Origin of the sequence: Streptomyces sp. NPDC058880, assembly GCF_042742535.1 — a bacterium.
Classification (GTDB): Bacteria; Actinomycetota; Actinomycetes; order Streptomycetales; family Streptomycetaceae; genus Streptomyces.
In genome coordinates this window covers 1-13,738 of record NZ_JBHYMC010000066.1, presented here as the reverse complement: position 1 = coordinate 13,738, position 13,738 = coordinate 1, and the positions used below count along the sequence as shown (strand labels likewise).

8 protein-coding genes are annotated in these 13,738 nt (G+C 71.0%); 2 read left to right on the top strand and 6 right to left on the bottom strand.

Annotated elements, in window-relative coordinates:
- Positions 1-32 precede the first annotated feature (32 nt).
- Positions 33-569, top strand: a complete 537-nt coding sequence (locus ACFW2G_RS27740; RefSeq protein ID WP_037927184.1) for a GNAT family N-acetyltransferase — start codon at positions 33-35, stop codon at positions 567-569.
- Here the strand turns inward: ACFW2G_RS27740 and pulA are convergent.
- Both pulA and ACFW2G_RS27730 read right to left on the bottom strand, forming a co-directional pair.
- Positions 556-5,904, bottom strand: a complete 5,349-nt coding sequence (pulA, locus tag ACFW2G_RS27735; RefSeq protein ID WP_384583227.1) for a pullulanase-type alpha-1,6-glucosidase — start codon at positions 5,902-5,904, stop codon at positions 556-558. The two genes, ACFW2G_RS27740 and pulA, sit on opposite strands and share 14 nt — an antisense overlap.
- A gap of 119 nt (positions 5,905-6,023) precedes the next feature.
- Positions 6,024-7,736 carry a carbohydrate-binding module family 20 domain-containing protein gene (locus ACFW2G_RS27730; RefSeq protein WP_384583224.1) on the bottom strand — a complete coding sequence of 571 codons (1,713 nt, stop codon included), beginning with the start codon at positions 7,734-7,736 and terminating at the stop codon, positions 6,024-6,026.
- A gap of 417 nt (positions 7,737-8,153) precedes the next feature.
- Between ACFW2G_RS27730 and ACFW2G_RS27725 the strand changes: the two genes are divergently transcribed.
- Positions 8,154-8,849, top strand: coding sequence for a CPBP family intramembrane glutamic endopeptidase (locus ACFW2G_RS27725; RefSeq protein WP_384454564.1), 696 nt, complete (start codon positions 8,154-8,156; stop codon positions 8,847-8,849).
- A gap of 308 nt (positions 8,850-9,157) precedes the next feature.
- On the opposite strand, the gene ACFW2G_RS27720 is transcribed toward ACFW2G_RS27725, so the two are convergent.
- The 4 genes from ACFW2G_RS27720 to ACFW2G_RS27705 all read right to left on the bottom strand — a co-directional run.
- On the bottom strand, positions 9,158-10,162 hold the full coding sequence (locus ACFW2G_RS27720; protein WP_236647808.1) for a LacI family DNA-binding transcriptional regulator: 1,005 nt from the start codon (positions 10,160-10,162) through the stop codon (positions 9,158-9,160).
- Entirely contained in the window at positions 10,159-11,808 is a 1,650-nt protein-coding gene (locus tag ACFW2G_RS27715; protein ID WP_384454567.1) for a glycoside hydrolase family 13 protein, read from the bottom strand. Before ACFW2G_RS27715 ends, ACFW2G_RS27720 begins: the two co-directional genes overlap by 4 nt.
- A 51-nt stretch (positions 11,809-11,859) precedes the next feature.
- Positions 11,860-12,702: a sugar ABC transporter permease gene (locus ACFW2G_RS27710; RefSeq protein ID WP_384454570.1), complete on the bottom strand. Its 843-nt coding sequence runs from the start codon at positions 12,700-12,702 to the stop codon at positions 11,860-11,862.
- 2 nt (positions 12,703-12,704) lie between these two features.
- The coding region (locus ACFW2G_RS27705) for a carbohydrate ABC transporter permease (protein WP_384681084.1) at positions 12,705-13,738 on the bottom strand (1,034 nt) is incomplete at its 5' end.

Here is a 13,738-nt window from a genome sequence, read left to right as displayed (position 1 = left end):
CACGACCGGCGGTGATCACCGATAATGCCCGCGTGATCATTGACGAGGGGATTCTGTTCCGGCCGGCCGTGGAGAAGGACGCCGGCACGCTGGTGCGGTTGTACGACGAGGCCGCCCGCTGGATGCAGAAGCATGGGATCGAACAGTGGAAGCCCGGCGACAAGGATGCCGCGCACTTCCGGTCGAAGATGCACGGCGGGGAGGTGTGGCTCGCCGGCGACGCGGACGGCCGGGTGTGCGGTGCCTACGAGCTGTGGTGGTCCGACGAGGAGGCCTGGGGGATCCAGCCGCCCGTGGCGGGCTACGTGCACCGGCTGATGGTGTCGCGCGAGACCGCCCCCGCCGGGGCCGGACGCCGCCTGCTCGAACACGCCGAGCGGCGGACGGCCAGGACCGGGCGGGAGCGGGCTCGGCTGGACTGCGTCTCCACCAACCCCCGGCTGCTCGCGTACTACCTGGACGCGGGCTACCGGGTGGTCGGGGAGCTCCCCGACAAGCGGGGGCAGGACGGCAGGACCTACGGGGTGGTCCTGCTGGAGAAGCGGCTCGACCGGCTCACCGTCGTGTGAAGACGGAGACGGTGCGGGCGGGGACGGTGAACTCTCCTGTTCGTGCCTCGTAGGCGGACTGCTTGACCGTGGCGTCGGATCCGGCCGCCTGCACCGGGTGCAGGCGGTAGGCGGTGCCCGCGAGGGCGGTGACGCGCTGGCGCTGGGCGGTGGGGGTGGCGTTGAAGACCACCACCAGGTCGCCCAGGGTCATGGTGATCACGCCCGGGGTCTCCTCCCGGCCCGAGAGCGGGAAGCCCAGCCGGGACTGGACCGCCCCGGCCGTGGTGAGGGCGAAGTCCGGCTCGGTGGTGCGGATCTTCAGCAGGTCGCGGTGGGCCGCCGCGGTGGCGTTGATGTCGGTGCAGGTGGGCGCCGGTCCGGTCAGGAGGGGCTTCGCATAGGGCCACTTCGGGGCATTGTCGGCGGCCGGGGGCAGGCCCCGCCCGAAGCCGTTGCCCGCGCGACAGTCCCACTGGATGGCGTTGAACCAGTCGCCGCTGTCGTAGGAGTTGCGGTCCAGGGACTTGGAGCGCAGCAGGTCGGAGCCGGCCTGGGAGAGGGCCGGGCCCTGGGACAGGGTGGCCGTCGCCATGGCCAGGACCTGCATGCGGGCCTTGTCGCGGTTGGCGGTGGCGGGCGGGAGCTTGTAGGTCAGGGCGTCGGCGAGGGTCTCGTTGTCGTGGGCGTCCGCGTACGCGAGGGCGTCGCCGGGGGCGGCCGCATAACCGGCCGGGGCGCCGTTGTAGTCCACTTCGGAGCCCTTGACGCGGCGGCCGGAGGTGTCGGTGAAGGTGTACGAGGCGAGGTTGCCGGAGAGGCCGATCTTGATCAGGTCCTGGGCGTGCAGGAGGCGAGCCCGCTGCTCGGCCGGGGTGCCGTTGGCGGGCGCCCCGTTGGGCTCGGTGAACAGGCCCGACGCGAAGCCCTGCACGCGCGGGTCCTCGTCGAAGGGGCCGCCGCCGCGCACCGCGTCGCGGGCCCGGTCGGAGAAGGTGGCGATCCCGGTCCCGGCCATGTTCTTCTGCGTGGCCTGGACGAAGCGGGCGTCGTCGGCGATCTCGCCGAAGTTCCATCCCTCCCCGTACAGGACGATCTTCTTGCCGTCCACCCCGTCCCTGGCGGGCGTCAGGGCGTCCAGCGCGGCCCTGACGGCCAGGATGTTGGCCTTCGGGTGGTGGCCCATCAGGTCGAAGCGGAAACCGTCGACCTTGTACTCCTTCGCCCAGGTGACGACCGAGTCCACGACGAGGCGGCCCATCATGGCGTTCTCGGGTGCGGTGTTGGCGCAGCAGGTGGAGGTGGCGACGCTGCCGTCGGCCAACAGACGCTGGTAGTAGCCGGGAACGATGCGGTCGAGGACGGACTTGTCGGCCTGCCCGGCGGCGACCGTGTGGTTGTAGACGACGTCCATCACCGTGCGCAGCCCGGCCCCGTTCAGGGACTGGACCATCCTGCGGAACTCGACGGTGCGGGCGGTGCCGTTGGGGTCGCTGGCGTAGCTGCCCTCGGGGACGGTGTAGTGCAGCGGGTCGTAGCCCCAGTTGTAGGAGTCCTTCGCGGCGGCCGCCGCCACGCACGCCTGCTGCTCCTGCGAGTCCGGCGCGTACACCGTGAGGTCGCAGGCGGGCTCGGTGCGGTCCGCCGCCTTCTCCGGGATGGTGCCGATGTCGAAGGCGGGCAGGAGGTGGACGTAGGAGGTGCCGGCGTCGGCCAGGTCGCGCAGGTGGCGCATGCCCGCCGAGCCGGTGTCGGTGAAGGCCAGGTACTGGCCGGGGTGGCCGCTGGTGCGGTCCGCGACGGAGAAGTCGCGGATGTGCAGCTCCTGGATCTGCGCGGAGGTGAAGGGGACGGCCGCGGGCTTGCGCAGCTGCTTCCAGCCGGGCGGCGCCAGCTTCGGATCGGCCAGGTCCACGACCAGGCTGTGGGTGGAGTCGGCCGTCAGGGCGGTGGAGTAGGGGTCGGTGACGAGGTTGCGGACCACCTCGCGGGTGCTGGGGGCCCAGACGGTCACCGCGTAGCGGTACCGCTTGCCGGTCCAGGAGCGCTCGCCGCGCACCGACCAGATGCCGGTGGCGTCGTCGCGGCGCATGGCGACGGTGCGGCCGTCGAGTTCGAGGGCCACCCGCTGGGCGGTGGGTGCCCAGACGGAGAGGGTGGGACGGCCGTCCTTGAAGACCGGGCCCAGGGCGGCGGTCGTCGCGTACAGGTCGTCGAGGACGCCGGCCAGCTGGACGCCGGTGGCGGCGAGGACGGCCCCGTTCGCGGCGCGGGCGCTCGCGACGAGCTGGCCGCGCAGGGCCTCGCGGACGCGGTCCCGGTCGCGCGGGTCGACGGTGAAGGCACTGGAGGCGGCCAGGTGCGGGAACTTCTGCTGCTGGGCGGCGGTCAGCTCGGAGCGGCTGAGCCGCAGCCACCGGGCCGCGCCGGTCAGGGTGCCGTCCTCGGCCTTGACGGAGCCTTCCCGGGAGGCGAGGAGCTGGACGGAGGCGGCCGCCGCGGGGGCGTTCCAGGCGACCGTGTCGCGGTCGATCCACACCGCCCGGGACGTGGTGAGGTCCAGGGCGGCCGAAGAGCCGGCGGGCTGCGGCAGGAGGTACTGCTCCCGGCCGCCGAGCATCCACACCTCGTGGCCGGTGGCCTTCAGGTCCAGGGACTGGTCGGTGGGGAGGTCCTTCTCGTCGCCCTTGTGGAGGATGTAGCTGAGGCTGGTGGCTCCGGCGACGAGCGGGACCTCGTAGACGGCTCCATAGGAGTCGGTACGGGTTGCCGGCAGCGGCTTGGACCAGTCGGTCGGGGTCGCGGCCCCGGTCCACACGTGCAGGCCCCAGCCGTCGTAGGCGCCGTCGGGGCGCTGGTAGTGCAGGACGGCCTTGCCCTGGTCCTGCGGCGGGTACGCGGGGCGGTCGGTCCGGGCGGGCTCCTTGCCCTGCTCCAGCCAGATCTCGCCGGTCTTCGTCACGTCGATGCTGCGGTCGGCGGCGACGTCCTTGGTGCCGTCCTTGTCGATGACGAGGTAACCGACCGAGGAGGCGCCGGGCTTGAGCCTCACATGGGCGAAGGCGCCGTAGGCGTCGCGGCCGGTGAAGGCGTGGCCGGCCGGCCACGGGGTGGCCTCGCCCTCGGCGATGTCGCCCCAGGCGTAGAGCCGCCAGTCGGTGTAGTCGCCGTCGGGGCGGTTGTAGTGGACGACCGCGTAGTCGCGCTGGGTGGCGGTGGGCACATCGGGGGGTGGGGCCTGCCCGGTGACGGACCCGGCGAGGGCGCTCGCCGTGCGGCCGGCGGAGTCCACGACGACGGCCTTGTACCGCAGGGCGGTCCCGGCGGGGGTCTTGGCGTCGATGTGCTGGGTGACCTTGTAGGGGGCGTGGTCGGCGGAGCCGAGTACCTGCCACCTGCCGGTGCCGGTCTGCGCGGCGAAGACGACCCGGTTGAGGCCGCCGCCGCTGACGTCGGCGGACAGCTCGACGGTGCCGGTGGCGCCGGGGGCCGGGGCCTTCAACGTCAGGGCGGGCTTGGCGGTGGGGGCGGCGAGCGGGGCGACGGCCCGCAGGACCACCGAGCCGAGGGCGGGGACGACGACGGTCAGCTTGCCCGTGGCGGAGGCGCGGATCAGCGCGGAGCCGCCGTACAGGGTGCGGTACTGGCTGCCGGCCGGGGCGTCGATCTCGACGGTGCGGGACTCGGCGGCGTTGTTGGCGGCGACCAGGTACTCGGTGCCGCTGCGGGCGTCGGTGCGGGCGAAGGCGTACACGGAGCCGTCGGAGAGCCGTTCGCTCTGGATGCCGTCGCGTAGGGCCGGGTGGGCCTTGGTCAGCTTCGACAGAGCACTGATCTCCTGGTAGAGAGGGTGCTCCGGGTCGTAGGCGTCGCTCGCGTGCGTGCGCGCCGTTCCCAGCTGGTCGTCGTCGAGGTAGTCGGCGGTCTTCGACGCGAACAGGGGCTGGCGTGCGTCCTTGTCGCCGCCCGCGCCGGTGTAGCCCTGCTCGTCACCGGAGTAGATCACCGGATTGCCCCGGGAGAAGAACATCAGCTCGTTGGCGAGCCGGTAGCGGCCCAGCAGCTCCTGCTCGGTCGCGCCCGGCCGGTCCTGCTTGAGGAAGGTCCCGAAGCGGCCCATGTCGTGGTTGCCGAGGAAGGTCACCTGCTCGTAGGCGTTGGCCGTGCCCGAGGTGTAGCGGTAGTCGTCGGCGAGGACGGAGCCCAGCCGGGAGGCCGCCGCGCCCTGGGAGGCGTACGCGCGGATCGCGTCCTGGAGCGGGAAGTCGAGGGTGGCGTCGAGGCGCCCGCGCGTCACGTACGGTGAGGTGACGGCGGTGTCGGCGGAGTAGACCTCGCCGAACATGAAGAAGTCCTCGCGTCCGTGCTTGGCCGCGTACGCGTCGAGGGCGGTCGCCCACTGCGTCCAGAACTCCGTGTTGACGTGCTTGACCGTGTCGATGCGGAAGCCGTCGATCTTGAAGTCCCTGACCCACTTCTCGTAGATCTTCTCCATGCCGCTGACGACCTCGGGGCGCTCGGTCCACAGGTCGTCCAGGCCGAAGAAGTCCCCCTGCTCGGAGGACTCTCCGGCGAAGGTGGAGTCGCCCCGGTTGTGGTACATCGTCGGGTCGTTGAGCCAGGCCGGGACCTTGAGGTGCTTCTTGGCGTCCGGCACGAACGGGGTCCTCGGGAAGGACTCCCCGTCCACCTTCGGGAACTTCCCCTTCCGGTCGGCGTAGTCCTGGTCGTCGAACGGCACACCGTCCTTCGTCAGGTACGGAAACGCCCCCTTCGACAGGTAGGAGTAGGACGCCTCCCGGTAGTCGACCACGTCGGCCGTGTGGTTGGTGATGACGTCGAAGAAGACCTTCATCCCCTTCGCGTGCGCCTTGTCGATCAGCCGTTCCAGGTCGGCGTTGGTGCCGAAGTGCGGGTCGACCTGGGTGAAGTCGGTGATCCAGTAACCGTGGTAGCCGGCGGAGACGTCGTTCCCCTTGCCCTGCACCGGCTGGTTCTTGAAGATCGGCGCCATCCAGATGGCCGTGGTGCCGAGCCCCTTGATGTAGTCGAGCCGGTCGGTGAGCCCCTTGAGGTCGCCGCCCTGGTAGAAGCCCTTGTCGGTGGGGTCCAGTCCGGTCTCCAGGCGGGAGCCGGTCAGTCCGCCCCGGTCGTTGGACGGATCACCGTTCGCGAACCGGTCCGGGAGCACGAAGTAGAACTGCTCGCGGGTCAGGTCGTGGCGGGCCGGCTCGGCGGCCAGTTTCGCGTCGGAGGGCGGGGCGGGCGCCTTGGCCTCGGCGGCCGCGGCGGGGAGGGCGGGCAGGAGCGTCACGGCCAGCGCGGCGGCGAGCGCTCCTGCGGCAGGGCGTATCAAGGCGGGTCTCCTTGTGTACGTGTCGCATGGATGAGGGCCGCCCGGCCTGGGGTCCCCCGGACGGGGTCCGGGGGACGGGGCAGGAAGCGCCGGGCGGCCCTGGTCTGTGGGGCGGCGGCTCAGCTGCGCCAGGTGTCGGTCAGCGTGACCTTGCCGCTCGCGGGTACGGTGGCCGTGCGGTTGGCGCCGCTTTCCCAGGTCACGTTCCCGTCGGCGTCCTTGCGGATGTACTTGTAGGCGAAGGACGCGCCCGCCGGGAGGGTGACGTCGAGCTTCCAGACGGGATAGGCCGCCGGGTCCAGCTTCAGCGCGGCGCCGGTGTTCCAGTTGCCGAGCTCGGCACGGTCACCGGTGACGTAGATGTTCTGTCCCGGCACGGTGGTGGCGTTGACGGCGAAGGCGGCCCCGCCGGAGCCTGCCGGGGTGCCCGAGCAGGTACGGGCGTTGACGTGCAGGGCGAGTGCGGTACCGGCGCCGAGCGTCGCGGTGAACCGGCCGCCGGAGTCGACGGTGACGGTGCGCCCGCTCTGCACGTCGCAGTAGTCGCCGGCGGGGAGCGAGGTCTGGAATGTCCGGGTCAGGGCCGAAGCCTCGTGGTTGATCGCGACGTAGGCCTTGGTGCCGCGCCCGAAGGCGATCCGGTCGCCGCCGTTGTCCCACCAGTTCACGACGCCCTGGCCGCGGGCCGCGTTGCGGAAACCGACCATGGAGGAGATCTCCCGCCAGGCGTGCTGGCACTTCCACCCGTCCGAGTAACAGGCGTTGACCGTGCCGCCGTTCGGCGGGCCGGCGTCCTTGTCGGTCCACTCGTATCCGGAGTGCACGTCCGGGGATCCGTACGGCCAGGCCAGGGCGAACACACTGGCCAGGGTGTAGGTGGACCCGTCCTTGTAGGTGAGCGTGTCACCGACGCGCTCGGTGTCGTGGTTGTCGACGAAGACGCCGCTCTGACCGGAGGGCATGTAGCTCCACGCCTCGCCGAAGTTCTTCAGGTAGGCCAGGTTCTCGTTCTGGAAGACGCGCTTGAGGTCCCGGGCGTACCGGAACTCCTGGACGTCGCCGTTGCCGAGGTACTCGCTCGGCAGGACGGCCTCCCCGGCCCCGAAGATCGCCTCCTGCTTCCAGTAGACCGAGGGGTTCGTCAGCCGGGACTTGATGGCGGCGAGGTCGGCTGCCGGCATGTGCTTGGCGGCGTCGATGCGGAAGCCGTCGACGCCCAGCGAGAGCAGGTCGTTGAGGTAGCCGGCGATCCGGCCCCGTACGTAGTCCTCGCCCGTGTCGAGGTCCGCGAGCTGGACGAGCTCGCAGTTCTGCACGTTGCCGCGGTCCTGGTAGGTGGAGATCGTCGCCCGGCAGTCGTCCATGTCGGCGCCCGAGTAGATCCCCGGGTAGGTGTACTTCGTGTACGAAGAACCGCCCGTCCCGGTCAGCGTCGCGCCCGCGTCCGCCGGGCCGGCCATGTGGTTGATGACGGAGTCGACGACGACCTTCACGCCCGCGGCGTGGCAGGAGCCGACCATCGCCTGGAAGGCGGCCCGGTCGCCGAGCCGCCCGGCGATCTTGTAGCTGACGGGCTGGTACGAGGTCCACCACTGGCTGCCCTGGACGTGCTCCTGCGGGGGCGAGACCTGCACGTACCCGTAGCCGGCGGGGCCGAGGGAGTCGGTGCAGGCCTTGGCGACGGAGTCGAATCGCCACTCGAAGAGGACGGCGGTCACGTCCTTCTCGCCGGGGGGCGCGGCGGCGGCCTGCGGCGCAGTGGCGGTGAGCGTGGCGGCGGCAAGTGCGGTGGCGGTGAAAAGAGTTGCAGCTCTGACAGCTCTGGCAGGCATGCGGGGGCCTCCTGGCGGAAGACGTGGGGATTGGAGCGACCGTAGGTGCCAGGTGGAAGCGCTGCAAGAGTTTGCGCAAGAGATTGCAGGATTGTTTCCGACGCGTGTCCCCCCTCCCTCACCGGCACCCCAACTCGCGCCCCATTCCTTCCGGTTGCTCCCTGGTTGGGCCCACCAGGCCCACAGAGGGGCTACTTGCCCTCTGGTTCGCCGCTCGTCAACGGCACCCCGGGGTGCCCGCCGGCTGTTCCGTCCGGTCCGCAGCCCCGGCTCGTGGGCCGCAACGGTCACCACCGGGCACCCGGCCAACCGGCTTTGGGGTTTCCGGTTTCACTCGGCCCCCGCACCGCTGGGGCACACTGGCTGATCGTGACCTCGTCAAGCGCCTCTCCCGTACGGTTTCCTCTTCTGGCCGCCATGGGCGTGAACGTCGGATGGCATCTGGCACTGTTCGCCGCCGCGTTCGCACTCCCTTCGATCGGTTTCGCCGGGCCGGTTCTTGTCAATCTGGCCGCCTGCGTCGTCCCGTTGGCGGTGGTGGCGCTGTTTCGATGGTGGCGGTCCCCGTGGTTGGCGACTCTGCGGCCACGCCGCCCGTGGCTACTGGTACCGGCGTACCTCGTGGTTTGCCTGGAGCTGACGCGGGGCGTCGTCGGCCCGGCAAGCGCCCTGGCGGCGAGTGCGCTGCTGATGCTGTCGGTCGGGATCAGCGAGGAGCTGTACGCACGCGGTGTCATGCAGGAACTTCTGCGTGCACTGTCACCGTGGCGGCTCACCCTCTGGGTCGCTCTGCTGTTCGGTCTGGGACACGTCATATCCGGACTTGTCTTCGGCCGGTCGCCGGAGTACATGGTGTTCCAGGTCCTGCACGCGTCCGTCTTCGGATTCGTGCTGGCCGCGCTTCGCCTCCACACCGTCTCGATCTGGCCGCTGGCACTTCTGCATGCTGTGAGCAACTGGACCAATTCCAACAGCCCGGGCGAGCTTCCGGTCTGGTGGGAGGCGCTCCGCCTTCTCGCGCTCACCGGCTACGGCGTGGCGCTGGTCCGGATTCGAGCGCAGGAGGGCCGCTGCGGGGAGAGCGGCCAGCAGGAGGTCAAGCAGAAGAGGTGACCGGCAAGGTCCGGGAGCACCCGCCACTGCTCTCCATGGCCAGTTGCCCGGCCGGGTGGCCCACCACCGACCACGCACGGTGGCGCCAGGGCCGACCTCACCGATTCCGGTTGCGCAAGCGCGCCCGCTCGGGCCTGCACGCGCCGTCGGCGAGGGGCCTTGTCGTGGCGCCGCTGCGCGACGACCTTCGGCCGCCCCTGAACGGCCATCCCTGACCGGCCGCCCCGCCCCACCGGCTTGCGCCGGCGTCCGGCCGCCCCGCGCACGGGCCCAGGCCGGTCCCGGCCCAGCCGCAGGCGCCCGTACCGCTACTCCGGCGACTGGCCCGTCGAGCCGCGGACCACCAGTTCGGGCTGGAAGACGTACTCCGTGCGCTGGACCGGGGTCCCGGACACCGCCTCCAGGAGGGCGCCGACCGCCGCCGTCGCCATCGCCCGTACCGGCTGGCGGACCGTCGTGAGCGGCGGGTCCGTGAAGGCGATCAGGGGCGAGTCGTCGAAGCCGACCACGGAGACGTCCTGCGGCACCCGCAGGCCCCGCTCGCGCACGGCCCTTATCACCCCGAGTGCCATCGGGTCGCTGCCGCAGACGATGCCCGTGCAACCGCGGTCGAGGAGGGCGCCGCCGGCGGCGTGCCCGCCCTCGACCGTGAACAGGGTGCGCTGGATCCGCCCCTCGGCCTCCGCGTCCGGTACGACGGACCGGAAACCCTGCTCCTTGCGGGCCGAGGGCACGTACCGGGTCGGCCCGATGGCCAGCCCGATGCGTTCGTGTCCGAGGTCCTGCAGGTGCCGTACGGCCATCTCGGCGGCCGCCCGGTCGTCCGGGGAGATGAAGGGGGCGTTCACGTGCTCGTTGAAGCCGTTGATCATCACGAACGGCAGCCCCCGGGAGGCGAGCCGCTGGTAGCGGGCGGGATCTGCGTGGGAGTCGGCGTGCAGGCCGGAAAGGAAGACGATGCCGGTGACCCCCCGCTCCTCCAGCTGCTCCACCAGCTCGTCCTCGGTGGCCCCGCCGGGCGTCTGCGTGCACAGCACCGGCGTGTACCCGTGCCCGGCCAGGGCCTGTTCGATCACCTGCGCGAACGCCGGGAAGATCGGGTTGGTGAGCTCCGGGATCAGCAGTCCGACCAGGCCGTTACTGCGCCGCTTGAGCCGCACGGGCCGCTCGTAGCCGAGCAGGTCCATCGCGGCCAGCACCTTGTGCCGGGTGCCGGCCGCGACGCCTGCCTTGCCGTTGAGCACACGGCTGACCGTCGCCTCGCTGACCTGGGCCTGCGCGGCGATGTCCGTCAGCCGGAGGGGGGAGGTCACCCCGACGTCACCTGCCACCACACCGTGGTGTCGGCCGGCAGCACGCCGTCCTCGACCGTCGCGCCGCTGGACAGCAGGGCCTCGCCGGCGACGGGGAGGCGTACGGCCGTGCCGGTGGTGTTGGCGGTGCAGAGGAAGTCCCCGCGGCGGAAGGCCAGGACGCCCTCGGGGGCGTCCTGCCAGTCCACCGAGTCACCCGCGCCCAGGTCGGGGCGCTCGCGGCGCAGCCGCAGGGCCGTTCGGTACAGCTCCAGGGTGGAGGACGGGTCGCCGGTCTGCGCCTCCACGCTCAGCCCGGCCCAGGAGTCGGGCTGCGGGAGCCAGCTGCCGCCGGTGCCGAAGCCGTACGGGGCCTCGGTGCCCGACCACGGGAGGGGGACCCGGCAGCCGTCCCGGAAACCGTCCTGTCCGGCCGCGCGGAAGAAGGACGGGTCCTGGCGGACCTCGTCCGGCAGGTCGGTGACGTCGGGCAGGCCGAGTTCCTCGCCCTGGTAGACGTACGCCGAGCCGGGCAGCGCCAGCATCAGCAGGCTCGCCGCGCGGGCGCGCCGCAGGCCGAGCTCGCGGTCCCCGGGCTCGCGCAGCTGGGTGCCGAGGCCGGCGGGGTTGGCGAAGCGGGTGGCGTGCCGGGTGACGTCGTGGTTGGACAGCACCCAGGTGGTGGGGGCGCCCACGGGGCGCATCGCGGCCAGCGAGCCGTCGATGACCTCGCGGAGCGCCGTCGCCTCCCAGTCGGTGGTCAGGTACTGGAAGTTGAACGCCTGCTGCATCTCGTCGGGGCGGACGTAGCGGGCCGTGCGCTCGACGGTGGGGGTCCACGCCTCGGCGACCAGGACGCGGTCGCCCTCGTACTCGTCGAGGATCCGGCGCCAGGAGCGGTATATCTCGTGGACGCCGTCCTGGTCGAAGAAGGGCATGACGTCGTTGCCGAGCAGCTTCAGCTGGTCCCTGGCGCCGAGGTCGGGCAGGCCGGGGGCCTTGACCAGGCCGTGGGCCACGTCGACGCGGAAGCCGTCGGCGCCGAGGTCGAGCCAGAAGCGCAGGATGGAGCGGAACTCGTCCTGGACGGCAGGGTGCTCCCAGTTGAAGTCGGGCTGCTCGGGTGCGAAGAGGTGCAGGTACCACTCGCCGTCCGCGACCCGGGTCCAGGCGGGCCCGCCGAAGATCGACTCCCAGTCGTTGGGGGGCAGTTCGCCGTCCTCGCCCTGGCCGGGACGGAAGTGGAACCGCTCCCGCAGCCGGGACCCGGGGCCTTCGCGCAGCGCCTGCTTGAACCATTCGTGCTGGTCGGAGCAGTGGTTCGGGACGAGGTCGACGATGATGCGCAGTCCCAGTCCGTGGGCCTCGCGGATCACGGCGTCGGCGTCGTGCAGGGTGCCGAACATGGGGTCGATGGCCCGGTAGTCGGCGACGTCGTAGCCGGCATCGGCCTGCGGGGAGGCGTAGAAGGGGCTGAGCCAGACGGCGTCGACGCCCAGCTCCTTGAGGTAGGGCAGGCGGCTGCGGATGCCTTCGAGGTCCCCCATGCCGTCCCCGTTGGAGTCGGCGAAGCTGCGCGGATAGACCTGGTAGATCACCGCGTCTCTCCACCAGCCGGGCGTGGTGCCGGTGGTGGTGGGAAGTGCGTCGGCGAGGTGCTGGGTCATGTCGTCCTTGGAGAGATCGGGCCGGGAAGGCGAACGGGCAGGCTCGGGTGGTCAGCCCTTGGTGGCGCCTGCCGTCATCCCGGCGACGAGGTGACGCTGGGCGAATACGAAGAAGATCGCCGCGGGGATGGCGATGAGGACCGAGGCGGCGCTCATCGCACCCCAGTTGGAGGTGTACTGGGTGACGAAGGTCTGCAGTCCGCCGGCCAGGGTGAGGTTCTCCTCGCCGACCATGAAGGCGGAGGCGTAGGCGACCTCGCCCCAGGCGGTGATGAAGGCGTAGAAGCCGGTGACGGCGAGGCCGGGCTTGGCGAGCGGGAGGATCAGCCGCCAGAAGGTGCCGAAGGGGTTCAGTCCGTCGACGCGGCCCGATTCGTCGATCTCGACCGGGATGGTGTCGAAGAAGCCCTTCATCATCCATGCGCAGAACGGCACGGCGATGGTCAGGTAGGTGATGATCAGGCCGACGGGCTGGTTGAGCAGCCCGAGCTGCCCCATCAGGTTGTAGAGCGGGACGATCAGGATGGCCATCGGGAACATCTGTGTGATGAGCAGGGTCCACATCAGTGGCTTCATGCCGGGGAACTTGAAGCGGCTGACCGCGTATCCGGTGGTGGCGGCGATGAAGACACCGAGGACGGTGGTGACGCCGGCGACCAGGACGGAGTTGAGGAACCAGTCGAGGAAGTGGCTCGACTCCAGCAGGTACGTGTAGTTGCTGAGGGTGGGTTCCTTGACGAAGTCCGTGGTGATGGCGTGCTGCGCGGGCTTGAGCGAGGTCAGCAGGATCCACAGGACGGGGAAGACGGCGATGACGGACGCGACGGCGAGGGTCGCGTGCAGGCCGACGGAGGCCAGGGGGGAGCGGCTGCCCCGGGTACGCGTGCTGGTCATGGTCACCACACCTCTCCCTGCTTGCGCAGCGAGCGCCGGTAGACCAGCGCGAAGATCATGAGCAGCAGGAGGATCAGTACGCCCCACGTCGCGGAGACGGCGAAGTCGCGCGGGCTCGTGATGAAGGCCTCCCGGAAGGCCTGGGTCACCAGGATCTCGGTGGAGTCTCCCGGTCCGCCCCGGGTGAGCAGGAAGATCACCGGGAACATGTTGAAGGTCCAGATGGTGGAGAGCAGGATCACGGTCATGCTGACCGTGCGCAGTCCGGGCAGGGTGATGTGGCGGAAGCGCTGCCAGGCGCTGGCGCCGTCCATCTCGGCGGCCTCGTAGAGCTCGCCGGGGATGGACTGCAGGCCGCCGAGGAGGGCGACCATCATGAAGGGGATGCCCAGCCAGACGTTGACGGCGATGACCGAGAACTTGGCCCAGGTCGGGTCGTCGAGCCACGGCACGGCGGCGATGCCGCCGCCGTCGAGGACCTTGTTGAGGATGCCGTTGTCGCGGTTGAAGAGGAACCGCCAGGCGAAGACGGAGACGAAGCCGGGCACGGCCCAGGGCAGGATGAGCGCCATCCGGTAGGCGGCGCGGCCCCGGAACTGCCGGTTCAGCATGTTGGCGAGGGTCAGTCCGAGCACGAACGTGATGGACACGCACGCGACGGTCCAGACCACCGTCCACACCAGCCGCTGCAGGAACACCGGGTCGCCGAGCACCGCCGTGTAGTTGTCGAGTCCGATGAACTCGTACGTGGCGTCGATGTGGCGGGCGCCGATGTCACGGGCGACATTGCGCTCGTTGGCGTCGGTCAGCGACAGGTAGATGCCGCGCACCAGCGGCCACCCGATGATCACGCCGAGGACGAGCACCACCGGGGCGACCATGGCCCAGGCGTACCAGTGGGTGGCGAGGGCGCGCCTCAGGCCACCTGTGCTCCGGGGGGTCCCGGTGTTCCCGCTGTCAGTCCAGCGGCTCCGGCCGCGGACGGCGGAGTCGTTCCCGACTCCGTCGTCCGCGGCCTTCGCCCCCGACAGGCTGT

What these genes read in the sequence shown, in the direction of transcription:
- ACFW2G_RS27725 (WP_384454564.1), top strand. Translation starts at nt 8,154, where the DNA reads ATGGGCGTGAACGTCGGATGGCATCTGGCACTGTTCGCCGCCGCGTTC.
- ACFW2G_RS27730 (WP_384583224.1), bottom strand. Translation starts at nt 7,736, where the DNA reads ATGCCTGCCAGAGCTGTCAGAGCTGCAACTCTTTTCACCGCCACCGCA.
- ACFW2G_RS27715 (WP_384454567.1), bottom strand. Translation starts at nt 11,808, where the DNA reads ATGACCCAGCACCTCGCCGACGCACTTCCCACCACCACCGGCACCACG.
- ACFW2G_RS27710 (WP_384454570.1), bottom strand. Translation starts at nt 12,702, where the DNA reads ATGACCAGCACGCGTACCCGGGGCAGCCGCTCCCCCCTGGCCTCCGTC.